This is a genomic window from Xanthomonas sp. LMG 12461, assembly GCF_009192935.1.
GTDB classification, from domain to species: domain Bacteria; phylum Pseudomonadota; class Gammaproteobacteria; order Xanthomonadales; family Xanthomonadaceae; genus Xanthomonas_A; species Xanthomonas_A sontii.
The window spans coordinates 1-16754 of record NZ_NQYT01000060.1 but is presented as its reverse complement, the minus strand read 5'-3'; the positions used below and the strand labels follow the sequence as shown (position 1 = coordinate 16754).

Annotated in this window: 11 protein-coding genes; 7 read left to right on the top strand and 4 right to left on the bottom strand. The window is 70.8% G+C overall.

The genetic code is table 11. From position 1 onward, the window contains the following. Positions 1–85 precede the first annotated feature (85 nt). Positions 86–1876, top strand: a complete 1791-nt coding sequence (locus CEK68_RS15255) for a glycoside hydrolase family 15 protein (protein WP_193314220.1) — start codon at positions 86–88, stop codon at positions 1874–1876. After that, positions 1873–3657 carry a glucose-6-phosphate dehydrogenase gene (gene zwf, locus CEK68_RS15250; protein ID WP_193314219.1) on the top strand — a complete coding sequence of 595 codons (1785 nt, stop codon included), beginning with the start codon at positions 1873–1875 and terminating at the stop codon, positions 3655–3657. Before CEK68_RS15255 ends, zwf begins: the two co-directional genes overlap by 4 nt. Before the next feature lie 474 nt (positions 3658–4131). Here zwf and CEK68_RS15245 read toward each other — a convergent pair whose 3' ends face one another. Next, positions 4132–5970: a monovalent cation:proton antiporter-2 (CPA2) family protein gene (locus CEK68_RS15245; RefSeq protein WP_152239876.1), complete on the bottom strand. Its 1839-nt coding sequence runs from the start codon at positions 5968–5970 to the stop codon at positions 4132–4134. 479 nt (positions 5971–6449) lie between these two features. Here CEK68_RS15245 and CEK68_RS15240 point away from each other — a divergent pair, with 479 nt between their 5' ends. From CEK68_RS15240 to CEK68_RS15230, 3 genes are all read left to right on the top strand, one after another. Continuing rightward, positions 6450–9146 carry a bifunctional acetate--CoA ligase family protein/GNAT family N-acetyltransferase gene (locus CEK68_RS15240; RefSeq protein WP_148830421.1) on the top strand — a complete coding sequence of 899 codons (2697 nt, stop codon included), beginning with the start codon at positions 6450–6452 and terminating at the stop codon, positions 9144–9146. A 13-nt stretch (positions 9147–9159) separates the two neighbouring features. Continuing rightward, the gene (locus CEK68_RS15235; RefSeq protein WP_152239875.1) at positions 9160–9570 is read left to right on the top strand and encodes a hypothetical protein; all 411 of its coding nucleotides are present in this window, start codon (positions 9160–9162) and stop codon (positions 9568–9570) included. A gap of 114 nt (positions 9571–9684) precedes the next feature. Next, the gene (locus tag CEK68_RS15230; protein WP_152239874.1) at positions 9685–10065 is read left to right on the top strand and encodes a VOC family protein; all 381 of its coding nucleotides are present in this window, start codon (positions 9685–9687) and stop codon (positions 10063–10065) included. A 119-nt stretch (positions 10066–10184) separates the two neighbouring features. Here CEK68_RS15230 and CEK68_RS15225 read toward each other — a convergent pair whose 3' ends face one another. Beyond that, entirely contained in the window at positions 10185–11528 is a 1344-nt protein-coding gene (locus CEK68_RS15225) for a hypothetical protein (protein ID WP_043093689.1), read from the bottom strand. Between the two features lie 729 nt (positions 11529–12257). Between CEK68_RS15225 and CEK68_RS15220 the strand changes: the two genes are divergently transcribed. After that, complete coding sequence (locus tag CEK68_RS15220; RefSeq protein WP_152239873.1) at positions 12258–12806, top strand: excalibur calcium-binding domain-containing protein; 549 nt, start codon at positions 12258–12260, stop codon at positions 12804–12806. Positions 12807–12893: 87 nt separating this feature from the next. Beyond that, positions 12894–13274 (top strand): hypothetical protein, encoded by a 381-nt coding sequence (locus tag CEK68_RS15215; RefSeq protein WP_017908908.1) that lies wholly within the window; start codon positions 12894–12896, stop codon positions 13272–13274. A 7-nt stretch (positions 13275–13281) separates the two neighbouring features. Here CEK68_RS15215 and CEK68_RS15210 read toward each other — a convergent pair whose 3' ends face one another. Together CEK68_RS15210 and CEK68_RS15205 are read right to left on the bottom strand one after the other, a co-directional pair. Continuing rightward, positions 13282–14022 (bottom strand): DUF6065 family protein, encoded by a 741-nt coding sequence (locus CEK68_RS15210; RefSeq protein WP_152239872.1) that lies wholly within the window; start codon positions 14020–14022, stop codon positions 13282–13284. A gap of 82 nt (positions 14023–14104) precedes the next feature. Further along, positions 14105–16114, bottom strand: coding sequence for an acetyl/propionyl/methylcrotonyl-CoA carboxylase subunit alpha (locus CEK68_RS15205; protein ID WP_152239871.1), 2010 nt, complete (start codon positions 16112–16114; stop codon positions 14105–14107). Positions 16115–16754: the final 640 nt, after the last annotated feature.

Here is a 16754-nt window from a genome sequence, read left to right as displayed (position 1 = left end):
CGCGCCTGAACGGCGCCGCGCGGCGATTACGCGACGCAAACACCGGCGCTGGCAGACTCGCCGCTCCTCCGCACCGGCGCCCACGATGGCCTCGCGAATCGAAGACTACGCCATGCTCGGCAACTGCCGCAGCGCGGCTCTGGTGGACCGTCGCGGCTCGATCGACTGGCTGTGTCTGCCGCGCTTCGATTCCGATGCCTTGTTCGCCGCCCTGCTCGGCGAACCCGACCACGGCCGCTGGGCGATTGCGCCGCAGGGCGACTTCACCAGCACCCGTGCCTACCGCGACGGCAGCCTGGTGCTGGAGACGCGGTTCGAGACCGACACCGGCGCGGTGGCGCTGCTCGACTTCATGGTCGCCAGCCACGACGAGGTGATGCACAACCACGTGGTGCGGATCGTGCGCGGCCTGCACGGCCGTGTGCCGCTGCGCATGCAGCTGCAGCTGCGCTTCAACTACGGCCGCACCATTCCCTGGGTGTCGCAGATCGAGGGCGGCCTGCAGGCGGTGGCCGGGCCGGACCAGATCGCGCTGCGCAGCCCGCAGGCCATGCACGGCCACGGCTTCGCCACCGAAGCCGAGTTCGTGCTGGAGGCCGGCGAAAGCACCTGGTTCGTGCTCAGCCACGGCGCCTCGCGCCTGGAGCTGCCGCCGTTGCTGGCGCCGGAGCAGGCGCTGGCGCAGACCGAGGCGTTTTGGCACGGCTGGTCGCACCGCTGCCTGCATGCCGGCCCGTGGACCGAGGCGGTGCGGCGCTCGCTGGTGGTGCTGAAGGGCCTGAGTTACCTGCCCACCGGCGCCATCGTCGCCGCACCGACCACCTCGCTGCCCGAACGTCTGGGCGGCGAGCGCAACTGGGACTACCGCTTCTGCTGGCTGCGCGATGCGGTGTTCACCCTGACCGCATTGCGCGCCGCCGGCTATTTCGACGAGGCTGCCGCGTTCCATGGCTGGCTGCAGCGCACCGTGGCCGGCTCGCCGGACCAGTTGCAGGCGCTGTACGGCATCGGCGGCGAGCGGCGCATGTCCGAATGGACAGTGGACTGGCTGCCCGGCTACGAGGGCGCCTCGCCGGTGCGCGTGGGCAATGCCGCGGTCGGCCAGTTCCAGCTCGACGTCTATGGCGAGGTGATCGCCGCGTTCCACCGCGGCCACCACGAGGGCATGGCCTCGGCGGTGCATGGCCGCTCGCTGGCGCGGCAGTTGCTGGAGGTGCTGGAGCAGCGCTGGCGCGAACCGGACGAGGGCATCTGGGAGATCCGCGACAAGCGCCAGCACTTCGTGCATTCCAAGGTGATGGCGTGGCTGGCGTTCGACTGCGGCGCGCGCGACGGCGTCACCGATGCCGACGCGGCGCAACGCGCGCACTGGCGCGCGCTGGCCGACGAGATCCATGCGCAGGTGCTGGCACAGGGCGTGCACCGCGATGGCTACTTCGTGCAGAGCTACGGCAGCGAGCGGCTGGACGCGGCGACCCTGCTGATCCCGCTGGTCGGCTTCCTGCCGCCGGACGATCCGCGCGTGGCCGCCACCGCCGACGCCATCGCCGAACACCTGAGCATCGACGGCCTGGTCGAGCGCTACCGCGCCGACGACGCCAGCGGCGACGGCCTGCCGGCCGGCGAGGGCACCTTCATCGCCTGCAGTTTCTGGCTGGTGGAGAACTACACGCTGCTCGGCCGCGGCGAGCAGGCGCGCGCGCTGTTCGAGCGCCTGCTCGCGCTGTGCAACGACGTCGGCCTGCTGGCCGAGGAGTACGACCCGCGCAGCGGCCGCATGCTCGGCAATTTCCCGCAGGGCTATTCGCACGTGGCGCTGGTCCACGCGGCGCTGCGCCTGCATGGCTTGATCGGCGAACAGGACACCCATCCATGAGCGATGCCTCCCAGACCACTCCTCCCTGCCTGATCGTGGTGTTCGGCGCTCGCGGCGACCTGACCCGGCGCCTGGTGCTGCCGGCGCTGTACAACCTGCGCCACAGCGGTGCGCTGCCCGAGGAATTCGCGGTGATCGGCGTGGACCACGGCGCGGTCAGCGAAGTGGCGTGGCGGCGCATGCTCGGCGATGCGATGCGCGGGCTGATGGCCGACCGCGACGCGGAGTTCAAGGCCGATGGCCTGGACGAGGAGGTGTGGGGCTGGCTGCGTTCGCGCCTGCACTACCTGCGCGGCGACTTCAACGACGCAGCCACCTATCGCAGCCTGGGCGCGCTGCTGGAGAAGATCGGCGCACAGTACCGCACCGGCGGCAACGTGCTGTTCTACCTGGCCACCGCGGCGCGCTTCTTCGCCCCGGTGATCGAACAGCTTGGGTCGGCCGGGCTGGTCAAGCAGGGCGCCAGCAGCGGCTGGCGCCGGGTGATCGTGGAGAAGCCGTTCGGCCACGACCTGCAGAGCGCACGCGAGCTCAACGCCATCGTCGGCCGCGTGCTGGACGAGGACCAGGTGTTCCGCATCGACCATTTCCTCGGCAAGGAAACGGTGCAGAACATCCTCGCCTTCCGCTTCGCCAACGGCCTGTTCGAGCCGGTGTGGAACCGCGACCGCATCGACCACGTGCAGATCACCGCGGCCGAGACCATCGGCGTGGAGGGCCGCGGCGGCTTCTACGACCCCACCGGCTGCCTGCGCGACATGGTGCCCAACCACCTGTTCCAGTTGCTGGCGATGATCGCGATGGAACCGCCGGCGGCCTTCACCCCGGCGGCGATGCTGCGCCGGCGTGCCGAGGTGATCGAGGCGGTGCGGCCGCTGAGTCCGGCCGACGTGGTGCGCGGGCAGTACGCGGCCGGCGCGATCGGCCGCAACGCGGTGCCGGGCTACCGCGAGGAGGACACGGTGCCGCCGGACTCCAACACCGAGACCTACGTGGCGATGAAGTTGCAGGTGGACACCTGGCGCTGGGCCGGCGTGCCGTTCTACCTGCGCACCGGCAAGCGCCTGCGCGAGCGCACTACCGAGATCGCGATCCGCTTCAAGCCGGCGCCGCTGGCGCCGCTGCGCAGCGCCGAGATCGGCGGCTACGGCCCGGACTGGCTGGTGCTGCACATCCAGCCCGACGAAGGCATCTCGCTGCAGTTCGACGTCAAGCGCCCGGGCGCGCGGGTCAGCCTGGCGCCGGTGCGCATGGATTTCCGGTACCGCGACTGGTTCCCCAAGGAATACACGGTGGGCTACGAACGCCTGCTGCAGGACTGCATGCACGGCGAGGCCGGCCTGTTCCAGGACGCGACCATGGTCGAGGCGGCCTGGACCATCGTGCAGCCGATCCTGGACGCCTGGCAGACCTCGGCCGACGAGACCCCGCAGTACCCGGCCGGCAGTGCCGGCCCGGCCGCGGCCGATGCGCTGCTGGCGCTCAACGGCGGCCACACCTGGCGCACCCTGACCGCCGGGCGCCGCCCGCCGCCGCGGCGCCCGCCCGAAGCCACCGCCACCACCGAGACCCGGCCGGTGACGCCGGCGCCGAAGCGTGGCGGGGCCAAGGCGGGCAATGCCTCGGCTTCGGCGAAGCCAGGCAAGTCGACCAAGCGCAATCCTGCCCCGGCATCGGTGAAGACGCCGGCGGCCAAGAAGGTCGCCAAGAAGGTCGCGAAGAAAGCTGTCAAGCGCGCGGCCAGCGGCACCGCAGCGAAGCGTTCGTCACGCAAGGGCTGAAGCGATGCCCCGGGCGCCGGCGTGAGCGCCGGTGCTCGGGGAGATGTCTCCATGCCAGCAGGAGCGGCGCAGCGACGGCGGCTGGATCCTGCAGTCGGGGCTGAAGCCCCTCCCACAATGGAAGGATTGGCGCCGTGCGGACACAGCGCGCTTGCCGAGCATTGGCGTTGGCGAGCCGGCATGCCGTGGGAGCCCACCGCCCCTGTCGTCGCAGCCAGCAAGGGCGTCACCGCCGCGGACGCTTTCGACCGTCAGTGTGGGAGGCGCTTCAGCCCCGACGCGACCACGCTCGATTACACGCGCACCACGCAGTGGGCACGTGCCTCGGCCAATCGTCGGCGTCCCCATCACGAATCACGATCTGTCGCGCGTGACAACGGCGTACCTACCGCCACCGCGGTTGTTGGCAGCGACGAACGCACATACGCAGCGCATGCCTGGGACACGGTTGGCCGCGCGGCCAAGCCACCCGCATCAACTGCGCTGCTGTTCCGCGCCTGTCGCGCCCGCCGTAGCCGCCGGCCCCGCCGTGGGATCGTTGACGTCGGCCTCGAACAGCTTGGTCAGGTCGGCGCGCGCCGCACGAGCGGTCTGCACCACCGCCGCATCGTCGTCGTAGACCAGGTGCTGGGCCCGCAGCAGTTGCGTGTCGTGCTCGCGGAAACGGGCGATACGGTCGCGCGCGGTCGCCGCGTCCAGGCCCAGGCCGAGCAGCACCTGCTCGCTCAGTTCCAGGCTGGAGGCGAACACTTCGCGGAACGGCTCCGCACCCAGGTCCATCAGCCGCCAGGCGTGCTGGCGGTTGCGTGCGCGCGCCAGCACCTTGGCGGTGGGGTAGAGCCGGCGGATCAGCCGCGTGGTCTTGATGTTGGTTTCCGGGTCGTCCATCGCCACCACGAAGATGCGGATGCCGTCGCTGCCGGCCGCGCGCAGCAGGTCCGGACGGCTGGGGTCGCCGTAGTAGAGCTGGTTGCCGAAGCGGCGCAGGTCCTCCACCGTGTCCGGATTGTGTTCCAGCGCCACGAACGGGATGCGCTGCGCGGTCAGCAGGCGCGCCACGATCTGGCCGAAGCGGCCCATGCCGGCGATCAGCACCTGCGCGCGCTGCGCATCCACGGTGTCGTACTGCGCGGCCGGCGGTTGTGGCTGCTTGCCCTTGCCGGCCTCGCTGCCGCCGAGCAGGCGCTGCATGCCGATCAGCAGCAGCGGCGTCAGCGCCATCGACACGCCGACCACCGCGACCAGGCGGTCGTGGGTGGCATCGTCGAGCAGGCGCACGCGCTGCGCCTCGGTGAACACCACGAAGGCGAACTCGCCGCCCAGCCACAACAGGCTGCCCAGCAGCAGCGCGCTGCGCCAGGGCAGGTGCAGCACGCGGCCGATGCCGGCCAGCAGCGCGAACTTGACCAGCAGCAGCGTGGCCACCGCGCCGGCGATCAGCCATGGCTCGGCGACGATGCGGTCCAGGTCAATGCCCATGCCCACGGCGATGAAGAACACGCCCAGCAGCAGGCCCTGGAACGGCTCGATCTGCGCTTCGAGTTCGTGGCGGAATTCCGAATCGGCCAGCAGCACGCCGGCCAGGAACGCACCCAGGCTGGGGCTGAGCCCGGCCTTCTGCAGGAACCAGGCGTTGCCCAGCACCACCAGCAGCGCGCTGGCGGTGAACACCTCGGGCATGCGCGTGCGCGCCACGGTGCGGAACAGGTGGCGCAGCACGAAGCGCCCGCACAGCACCACCAGGGCCAGCGCGCCCAGCGCCTGGCCCACTTCCGTCCAGGTCAGGGTGTCGTTCTTGGCCCCGCCGAGCAGCGGTACCGCGGCCAGCAGCGGGATCGCGATCAGGTCCTGGAACAGCAGGATGGCGAAGCCGAGCCGGCCGTAGTCGCTGTTGAGCGCCTTGCGCTCGGCCAGCAGTTGCAGGCCCACCGCGGTGGAGGACAGCGCCAGCGCCAGGCCGATCACCAGCGCGCTCTTCCAGTTCAGGCCCATGCACAGCGCCAGCGCGCCCAGCGGCAGCGCGGTCAGCGCGACCTGGGCGCTGCCGGCACCGAACACCGCATGCCGCATCACCTTCAAGCGCGCCGGCGACAGTTCCAGGCCGATCAGGAACAGCAGCATCACCACGCCGATCTCGGCGGCGTTGAGGATGCGCTCGGTGTCCTGCACGAAGCCCAGCCCGTCTGGCCCCAGCACCACACCCGCGGCCAGGTAGGCCAGCACCGCGCCCAGGCCCAGGCGCTTGAACACCGGCACCGCGATCACCGCAGCCAGCAGCAGCACCAGCGCCAGTTCCAGGCCGCCGCTATGCACGAGTCGTCTCCATCGCCGCATTATGCGGCCGCCAATGCGACCGGGTGCTGACCCGGGCTGTGCCTGCGGGCTCCGATGGACATGGCGGATCCGCGAAGGATCGGAGGTGGGCGGCCGTCTGGCGCGGTCTTTCTGCGGGGGAGGCGGCGCTGTCTGCCCTGCGCACCGGGTGTGCGCCGCCGCCTGGTCTCTGTGGCCTGGTCGGGTCGGGGCTGAAGCCCCTCCCAAACCGGGAAGTCCAGCGATGGTCCGCGTCGTTCCGGATTTCGGTCAAGCGCGCGTGCGTGCGTAACGGGCCGCCGACCCAAGCTCCCTGTGGGAGGGGCTTCAGCCCCGACGCGCGGATGCCGGAATCTCGCCAGCGCAGCTGTCGCCGGATGCGCGGCATCGCCGTCAACGCCGCAGCGCGCGACCCGGATCATCCCCGCGCCGCGGCCAGCCGTGTACCGTTAGCGCATTCGCTCGCCTCCGCCGCCGCCATGAGCACCTATCACCTGCAGTCCGTGTTCCGCCCCGCTTCGGTCGCCATCGTCGGCGGCAGCCCGCGCGAGCGCTCGGCCGGGCGGGCGGTGGTGCGCAGCCTGCGCGCGGCCGGGTTTCCCGGGCAGATCGGCTGGGTCAGCCCGCGCTACCGCGAGATCGACGGCGTGCCCACGGTGCGCCGGCTCACCGACCTGCCGTGGGTGCCGGACCTGGTGGTGATCACCGCGCCGGCGCGGATGGTGCCGCGCATCGTGTCGATCGCTGCCCGGCGCGGCGTGGCCGCGGCGATCATCCTCACCGCCGGGCTCGGCAGCGGGCCGGGCTCGGCCGCGGCGCGGGTGGAGAGCGCCGCACGGGCGAAGGGCCTGCGCATCCTCGGCCCACACTGCCTGGGTGTGATCGCGCCGCATGCGCGGCTCAACGCCAGCATCGCCGCGCACTGCCCGCAGCCGGGCGACCTGGCGCTGATCTCCGAATCCAGCGCCATCGCCGCGGCGCTGGTGGAGTGGGGCGTGGCGCGCGCGGTCGGCTTCTCGGCGGTGGTGTCGCTGGGCGACGCGCTGGACGTGGACTTCGCCGACCTGCTCGACTACTTCGCCACCGACTACCGCACCCGCGCGATCCTGCTCTACGTCGAACACATCCGCGACGCGCGCAAGTTCATGTCCGCCGCGCGCGCCGCCGCGCGCGCCAAGCCGGTGGTGGTGGTGAAGTCGGGCCGGCAACTGCGCATCGATCCCAACGCCGACACCCACGTGCAGGCGCTGGCCAGTTCCGATGCGGTGTACGGCGCCGCGTTCGCCCGCGCCGGCCTGCTGCGGGTGCGCGCGCTGGACGAACTGTTCGCCGCGGCGGAGACGCTGGGCCGGCTCAGCACCTTCCCCGGCCGGCGCCTGGCCATCCTCAGCAACGGCGGTGGCGTCGGCCGCCTGGCGGTGGATACGCTGGCCGATCTCGGCGGCACCCTGGCGGCGCTCTCGGCGCCCACCCAGCAGCAACTGGACGCGGCGCTGCCGCAGGAATGGTCGCATCGCAATCCGGTGGACATCGTGGTGGACGCCGACGGCGAACGCTACGCCGCCGCCGCCGGTGCGCTGCTGGAGGATCCGGAGAACGACGCGGTGCTGGTGGTCAACGTGCCGACCGCGTTCACTTCCTCGGCAGAGGCGGCGCAGGCGCTGACCCGCATCCTCGGCCAGCGCCCGCGCCACCACCGCGACAAGCCGGTGTTCGCGGTGTGGCTGGGCAACGACGAGAGCGCCACCGCCACGCTCAACGCCGCGCGCATCCCCACCTACGCCACCGAGGCGGACGCGGTGCGCGGCTTCATGCACCTGGTGCGCTACCGCGAAGCGCAGGCGGCACTGATGGAAACACCGCCGAGCCTGCCCGACGATTTCGCCTTCGACGCCGCCGCCGCGCGCGGCATCGTCGACGCCGCGCTGGCCGCCGGGCAGACCTGGCTGGACCCGCTGGCGACCACCCGGCTGCTGGCCGCCTACGGCATCCCGACCGCGCCGGTGGCGCACGCCGCCGATGCCGAGGCCGCGGCGCAGGTGGCCGCGCCGATGCTGGCGCAGGGCTCGGCGGTGGCGGTGAAGATCCATTCGGCCGACATCCCGCACAAGTCCGACGTGGACGGGGTGCGCCTCAACCTGGTCAGCGTGGAGGCGGTGCGCGATGCGGCCGAGGGCATCCTCGCTCGCGCGCGTGCCGCGCGGCCGCACGCGCGCATCGACGGCGTGCTGGTGCAGCCCTCGCTGTTGCGACCGAAGGCGCGCGAACTGATCGCCGGCATCGCCGACGATCCCACCTTCGGCCCGGTGATCGTGTTCGGCCGCGGCGGTACCGCGGTGGAGGTGATCGACGACAAGGCGCTGGCGCTGCCGCCGCTGGACCTGCGCCTGGCCCACGAACTGATCGGCCGCACCCGCGTCAGCCGCATCCTCAAGGCCTACCGCGACGTGCCGGCCGCCGACGAGCGTGCGGTGGCGATGGTGCTGGTCAAGCTGGCGCAACTGGCGGCCGATCTGCCGGAGATCCGCGAACTGGACATCAATCCGCTGCTGGCCGACCGCGACGGGGTGATCGCGGTCGACGCACGGGTGGCGGTGGCGCCGTCGCGGCGCCTGCACAAGGGCCGCGGCCATCCGCGCTTCGCGATCTTCCCGTATCCCAAGGAGTGGGAACGGCGCATCGTGCTCAACGACGGCAGCGCCGCGTTCGTGCGCCCGGTGCGGCCGGAGGACGACGCGCTGTTCCGCAGCTTCTTCGCCCGCGTCACCGACGAAGACCTGCGCCTGCGCTTCTTCCAGGCGGTCAAGCATTTCAGTCACGAATTCATCGCGCGCCTGACCCAGCTCGACTACGCGCGCTCGATCGCGCTGGTGGCGATCGAGCCGCGCAGCGGCGACATGCTCGGCGCCGTGCGCCTGCATGCCGACGCCGATTACGACCGTGGCGAATACGGCATCCTGATCCGCTCCGACCTCAAGGGCCACGGCATCGGCTGGCAGCTGATGCGGATCATGATCGAGTACGCCGGCTGGCTCGGCCTCAAGGTGGTCGAAGGCCAGGTGTTGCGCGAGAACCGCACCATGCTGGCGATGTGCCGGCAGCTCGGTTTCAAGGCCACGCCGGATCCGGACGATGCCACGCTGATGGACGTGGTGTTGCCGGTGGCGCAGCACTGAGGACGGCGCCGCGATGTCGACGTTCTCGCCCAGCGAACTGAAGCCGCGCCACGCGATCCTGTCCGGCCTCCCGGGCGCCGCCTCGCTGGAGATCCTGCTGCGCCCGTTCCTGCACGCCGGCGAGATCGTGGACACCGCGATCCGCCTGGACGGCATCGCGCTGCCGTCGCTCAGGCTCGGCGAGCTGGCCGGCCAGCGCTTCGACTTCCCGCGCAACCCGCAGGACGGCTACATCGACGGCTCGCTGTCTCTGGCCGGCGCGCACCACCCGGTCGATGTCGATACGCTGACCTTCAACCTCTCGCGCGACGGGCAACTGACGCTCGTGGCCAGGGGCGTGTATGCGTTCGATGTCGAAGGCCTGGACGACCTGGGCACGGTCCCCTTTACCCTGGCCGCGCGGCTCAGCACGTGCGCGCTGTGAGCGCGGCTGTACGCCCGCGGCGCACTGGCTTCCCGGCATCACCGCACGTTGCATGAGGCGCTTCACCACCGCACACGTCGACCCGCCTGCGACACTCGACCTCAGGAGTTCTTCATGTCGTTCAAGCCAGAGCGCTACACCTCGGTCTCGCCGTATCTCATTGTCGATGGCGCGCAGCGGACCATCGCGTTCCTGGTCGCGGTGTTCGACGCCGAACCCTTGCGGCAGATTCCCGGCGAGGGTGGCCTGCTCGCCCACGGCGAGGTGCGCATCGACGACACCGTGGTGATGTTCTGCGATGCGGTCGAGGGCTGGTCGGCGGTGCCGGCGCATGTGCACGTCTACGTGCGCGATGTGGATGCGACCTACCAGCGTGCGCTGGCTGCCGGTGCCACGGCGGTGCAGGCGCCGGTGCAGAAGGACGATCCGGACCGGCGTGGCGGCTTCCGCGACCCAGGCGGCACGACCTGGTGGGTCGGCCAGCAGATCGGCTGAGCGAGCGCAGGCGGCAGCACGTCTGACGCCGCTCATTGCTGCGCCTTGCGCCGCACTCGGCACAGGCCGTGCCTGCAGGCGCCATAGGACGGCACGCGGCAGGCACGGCGTTGCGGTGCTTACTCCAGCTCCTGGTTGCTCAGCCCACGCTCGACCGGGTACACGGTCGGCGGCGGCGTGGTGGAGCGCATCAGCTTCAGCGAGGTCTTGCTCTGCTCGCACAGGTTGCCGCCGCTGACGAACACGCCGTCCTGGGTGCACTTCCAGTCGTAGAAGTTGGCGATGCCGCCGGCCAGCTGCAGGCTGTAGTCGGTGCTCTTGGCCGCCGCGTCGAACGGCTGTCCGGCCGGGATGTTCTGGAACCAGCGCATCCATTCCTTGGAACCGACCGGCGGCACCTTGTCCGGCGCCTGGAAGGTGGGGTTCATCGGCGAGAGCTGCGGCGATTCGGCGGTCATGTGGCAACTCATGCAGGAGCTGATCGGATTGTCCACCGGGCCGTTGAGGCGGCCGTTCCAGCCCAGGTGGGTCGGCGGCAGTTCCGGCCTGGCGTTGATCGCCGACTGCAGGATGCGCGGATTGATCCGGGTCTGGGTCGGCTGCTTGTTGGTGTAGTCGTCGCCGGTGTTCTGCGGATCGTTGCCGAACATCACGCCCACCGGCACCAGGTTCTGCCAGCCGGGCTTGCCGCTGACCGCACCGTTGTACTGGAAGGTGCCGAAGATCCAGCCGGTGCCGGGCACGCGGCTGTCGCGCACGGCGAAGTCCATCTGGATCAGCGCCACCTGCTTGAACGCGCGGTCGGCGGACTTGAAGCTGTTGGTGACCCAGGCGTTCCACAGCACCGGGTTCTGCAGGAACGGCACCTGGCTCAGGTCCACGTCGGCGAACAGCGCCTTGCACACCACGGTGCCGTCGCGGAAGGTGTTGGGCTTGGTGGTGAAGCTCGGATCCGGGTTCTGCGGATCCTTCCACACCTGGCCGAAGGTGTAGGCGCCGACATCGTTGTAGATGCCGACCGCGAAGGTCTGGCCGGTGGTGAGCTGGGTCGGCGCCAGTTGCTTGACCTGGATCTGCGCTTCCTTGGTCAGCCCGTGCACGCCTTCGCGTCCGAGCGGGCCGTAGTGCTGCCAGGGCGCGTGGTACCAGCGCCGCACCTTGTTGTTCTGCACGTACCAGTCGCTTTCGACGTTGCCTTCCAGGCAGTAGGCCTTCACGGCATCGGCGTAGCCGCGCCAGGCTTCGAAGTTGTTGCTCAGCGGCTTGGGCAGCTTCTGGAAGAACGCCGGCAACGGGCCGCTGGGCGGTTGCTGCGGATAGTCCTGGCTGAGCTGGAACAGCGGCCCCTTGTAGGTGGAGGGCGGCGCGTAGCCGAAATCCGGAAAGCGCCCGGCGGAGGCGGCGCCGCTGGCAAGGGTCAGCACGGTGGCGATGGCGAGAATGCGCGGATGAGGCAGTTGCATGATGGACCTCCGGTCGTGTGCGTCGGTGCGTGCGGGCGATGCCGCGTCCTGTGTCCGGACATCCCCTGGCCCCGGACCGGCCGCACGCCCGCGCTGGCTGCACGGCCGCGGTGAAAGGAGCCCGGTCGCGCCAGGGCCGCGCGCAGGCACGGGCGTACGCATCCGCCTGCGCGCGCAGACGAAGCGAGAGACGCGATGGGAAGTGCAGCATCCACCGCCACCGTGGAGACGCGGCGGCGCTGCTGTAGATGCGTGAAACGGCCTAGCGGACCGAAGACATGTCCATGTCGCTCTCCTGACCCCGTGTGGAAGGCAACTGCGTTGAAGACGGTTGTCGCGTCGAGCGCGGGGGAAACGCGCGGGCCCGGCAGGGCAGCATCGGGGGACGAATGCTGCGGGGGCGGCGCCCTGCGGCGGCCGCGATGCCGGGTTGCGCGTCGATCGCCAACCGCGCGTGGGAGCGGGCGTCGGCGTTGCTCGACGCTTCGGACTCTAGCGAGCGCCGCGCCGCCGGTGGTAGACAGTTGCGACCGCCGGCGTCGCCGCGGCGCGTGGCTGACCGGCCGTCGCGCGACCGCGCCTGCAGCAGGTGGCCGGTCGGCACGCAGGCCACAGCCATGGCATGCTGCACGCGGGGCCGCGCCTGGCGGGAGCAGGCGCGGTGGGGACGGTGGACGCACCGGGCACGGCGGCGTCCACCGCGGCGATGCACTTTCTTGCGGTGACGCCATGCGCACGCACGGGACCTTGATTCAGTGGAACGAGGAGCGCGGCTGCGGCCGGGTGCGCCTTGCCCATCGTGAGACCGAAGCCGAGGTGCAACGCGCGGCGTTTCCTGCCGACGGCGTTCCCCCGCGGGTGGGCGAACTGATCTCCTTCGACCTGGAGCACGACGCGCAGGGACGGCCGCGGGCCCTGCGGGTGATGCGTCCCGGTCGGGCACCGGCATCGCCCGCGCGTGCGGCACCGCGTCCGCGTCGCGGTCTCTGGCTCGGCGTGCTGATGCTGCTGGCGGTGCTCGCGATCGCGGCCTACGCGGCGCTGCGCTTCGTGGCGGCACCGCAGGCAAGCCCTGCGGCACCCTCGGCGCCGGTGTCGTCAGCGCCCACCGCGCCCACGACGGCGCCTGCCTTCCACTGCGACGGCCGCACGCACTGCGCGCAGATGACCTCGTGCGACGAAGCGGTGTACTTCCTGCAGCACTGCCCGGGTGTGGAGATGGACGGCAACCACGACGGCGTGCCGTGCGAACGGCAGTGGTGCCGATCTTCGCGTTGAGCGTCTGCAGCCGCGTGGGCAACGCGGGGTCTTGACCGGGCCGTGATCCGCACTCCGTTACGGTCGCCGATTGCCTGCAGGTGACGCATGACCGAGCCACGTCTTTCCCCCGCCAAGACCCGCGCCCTGTCGCTGGGTCTGTTTGCCTTCGTCGCGGTCTTCGCCGCCATCGTCTGGTCGCTGCTGCGTCCGTACGGTTCGGTGTACTTCTTCCCGGTGCATTTCCTGGTAGGGCTGGGCCTGCCGTTCCTGTTCTACGCGCTGGGCGCCAACCGCGCCGCGTTCCTCGCCGGGCTGGGGCTGACCGCCATCGTCCTGGTGCTGTTCAACCTGTGGGGCGACCAGGTCGGTGGGATCGGTCCGCGCGTGTTCGACTGGGCGCATGCCGTGGCCGGGATCCTGGGCATGCTGCTGGCCTACGGCGTGTTCCGCCTGTCCACCCGTGTGCGCCAGCGCCACGTGCGCTGAGCGGTCCTCACTCCGCGTCGTCGCTGCGGGTAAACGGCGCCAGCCGCAGTTTCACCCGGTGCTCCACGCCGGCCGGGCACTGCCCCGGCGCCGGTCCGCGGAAATAGCTGCGCTGCCAGCCTTCGCGGCTGGCGCTGGAATCGGGCTGCGCCAGGTCGTGCAGGAACTGGCCACGGCTGCGCATCCACGCCTGGTGCTCGCGCTCCAGCTCCGGCGTCTGCGACAACGGCTGCCAGCGCGGTTCGGTCTCGGCCAGCACCCGTCGCTGCACCGGGAAGAAGTGGCAGAACGGCTCGCCGGCCTCGAACCGGACCCGGCCGGGCCGGGTGAACTGCCAGTTCATGGTGAAGGTGTACGGACTCCAGTCGGTCTCGATCAGCCCGGTGAGCCCGGCGATGCCGTCCTTGGGCCGATTCACCGGCGCAGTGACGTACAGGTCCACGCCGGCCTCGGTGCGGAACAGGCACGGCACGTGGAAGGTGAGCACGCCATAGCCGAAGTGGCTGACCGCCGGCGCGTGCGTCCCAGGTGCCGGTTGCACGCGCAGGTCGTCGAGCGCGTTGCCGCCGTTCCACTCGGCCTCGAACGCGCTCTGGCACAGCAGTTCCCAGCCATGCGCGTTGGCGATGTCCAGCGGCAGGCAGCGGTAGGCGTAGCGCTCGGCGGTCTGGTCCATCCACGGCCGCTCGCGCGGCGCCGGGCGCACGTCGAGGGTGTGGCCGTCGAGAACGTGGGCGGTGAGTTTCATGGCGTGGGCAGGACGATGGACCAGCGCCGAGTGTGACGCCAAGCCGCGGCCTTGGCGACCGCGGCTTGGCGGGCGGCGGCGCTCAGGCCGCTTCGAAATCCAGCAGCGCCACGCCGTCGCCGACCAGCTCGCCCTCGCGCACGCGAAAGCCCTGCACGGTGCCATCGGCCGGTGCCTGCAGGGTGTGCTCCATCTTCATCGCCTCCAGCACCAGCAGCGGCGTGCCGCGGCGCACCTGGGTGCCGGGCGCGACCAGCAGGGCGACGATGCGCCCCGGCATCGGCGCGGTCAGGCCACCGCCTTCCACCGCCGGCTGGTCGGCCTCGGCCACCGGGTCGTGGCGTTCGAACAAATAGCCGTGGCCGTCGACGAACAGGTGCAGCTGCGTGCCGGCGAACACCGCATCGGCCTGCACCCGCTGTGTGCCGAGAAACGCGGACAGGCGCCCGTCGCGCAACTGGCCGCTCGCCTCGAGCGGCTCCTGCGCCGGCGCGGCGTGGATCCGCCAGCCGCCGGCATGCGTGGTCAGCTGCAACGTGCGTTGCGTTTCGCCGTGCTGCAGGGTCAGCGCACGCGGCGCCGGCGCGCCCAGCCGCCAGCCGTCGCGCAGGTCCCACGGCGAGTGCGGATCGGCAGTCTGCGCCGCCGGCGCGTGCTCGTGCAGTTGCCAGGCCAGCGCCGCCAGGCTCCACAGCGCGTCGGTGGCCGGGACGGGGGTGTCGAACAGCGCCGCGTGCTCGCGCTCGATCAGCGCGGTGTCCAGGTCCGCCTGCGCGAACGCGCTGGTGCCGACCAGGCGCTGCAGGAACGCGGCATTGGTCGACACGCCGACCACCTGGCACGCCGCCAGCGCCGCCTGCATGCGCCGCAGCGCGCGCTCGCGGGTCACGTCCCAGACGATCAGCTTGGCGATCATCGGATCGTAGTGCGGGCCGATCACATCGCCCTGTTCGACACCGGCATCGACCCGGGTATGCGCATCGGCGGCGGGCAGGCGCAGATGCTGCAGCGTGCCGATCGACGGCAGGAAACCGCGCGCCGGGTCTTCGGCGTACAGCCGCGCTTCCAGCGCATGGCCGTGGATCGCCAGTTCGTGCTGGCGCTGCGGCAGCGGCTGCCCGGCGGCCACGCGCAACTGCCACTCCACCAGGTCGGTGCCGGTGATGCACTCGGTGACCGGATGCTCCACCTGCAGGCGGGTGTTCATTTCCATGAAGTAGAACGCGCCATCGGGCGCGACGATGAACTCCACGGTGCCGGCGCCGACGTAGCCGACCGCGCGCGCGGCCTCCACCGCGGCCTGGCCCATCGCCGCACGCCGTTCCGCATCCATGCCCGGTGCGGGCGCCTCTTCCAGCACCTTCTGGTGGCGGCGCTGCACCGAGCAGTCGCGTTCGAACAGGTAGACCAGTTCGCCGTGCGTGTCGCCGAACACCTGGATCTCGATGTGCCGCGGCCGCAGCACGTACTTCTCCACCAGGACGTGCGCATTGCCGAATGCGGCCTGCGCCTCGCGCTGGCAGGCAGCGAGCGCGGCGGCGAAGTCCTCATCGCGATCGACCCGACGCATGCCCTTGCCGCCACCACCGGCGCTGGCCTTGATCAGCACCGGGTAGCCGATGGCCGCGGCCTGCGCGCGCAGGAAGTCCGGCTCTTGCTGCTCGCCGTGATAGCCGGGCGTCAGCGGCACCCCGGCGGCCTGCATCAGCGCCTTGGCCGCACTCTTGTCGCCCATGGCGCGGATCGCCGCCGGCGGCGGCCCGATGAACACCAGCCCGCGCGCGGCGCAGGCCTCGGCGAACTCGGCGTTCTCGGACAGGAAGCCGTAACCGGGATGGATGGCCTGCGCGCCGCTGCGTTGCGCGGCCTCGAGGATGCGCTCGCCGCGCAGGTAGCTCTCGCGTGCCGGCGCGGCGCCGATGTACACGGCCTCGTCGGCCAAGCGCACGTGGCGGGCATCGCGGTCGGCATCGGAGTAGACGGCCACGGTGGCGATGCCGAGCTTGCGGCAGGTGGCGATCACCCGGCAGGCGATCTCGCCGCGATTGGCGATGAGGATCTTGTCGAAGGTCGGCAGGTCGGGGGTGGCCATGGTCGGGTGCCTGGAAATGAGGTCAGGGGTGCTGCGGTTGCTGAGCGAGCAGTTGTGCGAAACGCATGCAGTTGTGCGGGATGCTCCGGCCGTTGCCGTTGCCGTTGCCGTTGCTTGGCTCTGGCTTTGGCTGTCGCTTTGGCTTTTGATTTACCGGGTTCCCTTCCGAAGCGGCGGCCATCGCGGGGAAAAACCCGAAGGGCGGCGTACATGGATGTACGCCGTCCGCGGCAGGGGCAGGATGCCCCTTCCGCGGATCCCCGTGATGGACGCGGACCCGGAGCGCGCAGCGCGGAGGGCGCGAAGGCAGGGCGCGCTTTCTTTTGGTTACCTTTTCTTTGCGCGAGCAAAGAAAAGTAACTCGCCCGCAAGGGCGAAAGCCTTTAAAGCTTTTGCTGTCGCTACTGCTGTTGATTGAAGCTTTTTCGTCGGACGAGAAGATCTGTAGGAGCGGCTTCAGCCGCGACAGTGAGAGTCCGTTCTGTCTGCCGCGGCTGAAGCAGCCCCTACAATTCAGCGGCCGCCACCCTGGCAGCAAGTGCAAGAGCAAAGCTTTCGCCTGGCGGCGAGTCACTTTTCTTTGCTTGTGCAAAGAAAAGTAACCAAAAGAAAGCACACCCCGCAGCGCGCCCTCCGCGCT

What these genes read in the sequence shown, in the direction of transcription:
- CEK68_RS15205 (WP_152239871.1), bottom strand. Translation starts at nt 16,114, where the DNA reads ATGGCCACCCCCGACCTGCCGACCTTCGACAAGATCCTCATCGCCAAT.
- CEK68_RS15230 (WP_152239874.1), top strand. Translation starts at nt 9,685, where the DNA reads ATGTCGTTCAAGCCAGAGCGCTACACCTCGGTCTCGCCGTATCTCATT.
- CEK68_RS15255 (WP_193314220.1), top strand. Translation starts at nt 86, where the DNA reads ATGGCCTCGCGAATCGAAGACTACGCCATGCTCGGCAACTGCCGCAGC.
- CEK68_RS15210 (WP_152239872.1), bottom strand. Translation starts at nt 14,022, where the DNA reads ATGAAACTCACCGCCCACGTTCTCGACGGCCACACCCTCGACGTGCGC.
- CEK68_RS15220 (WP_152239873.1), top strand. Translation starts at nt 12,258, where the DNA reads ATGCGCACGCACGGGACCTTGATTCAGTGGAACGAGGAGCGCGGCTGC.
- CEK68_RS15215 (WP_017908908.1), top strand. Translation starts at nt 12,894, where the DNA reads ATGACCGAGCCACGTCTTTCCCCCGCCAAGACCCGCGCCCTGTCGCTG.
- zwf (WP_193314219.1), top strand. Translation starts at nt 1,873, where the DNA reads ATGAGCGATGCCTCCCAGACCACTCCTCCCTGCCTGATCGTGGTGTTC.
- CEK68_RS15240 (WP_148830421.1), top strand. Translation starts at nt 6,450, where the DNA reads ATGAGCACCTATCACCTGCAGTCCGTGTTCCGCCCCGCTTCGGTCGCC.
- CEK68_RS15225 (WP_043093689.1), bottom strand. Translation starts at nt 11,528, where the DNA reads ATGCAACTGCCTCATCCGCGCATTCTCGCCATCGCCACCGTGCTGACC.
- CEK68_RS15235 (WP_152239875.1), top strand. Translation starts at nt 9,160, where the DNA reads ATGTCGACGTTCTCGCCCAGCGAACTGAAGCCGCGCCACGCGATCCTG.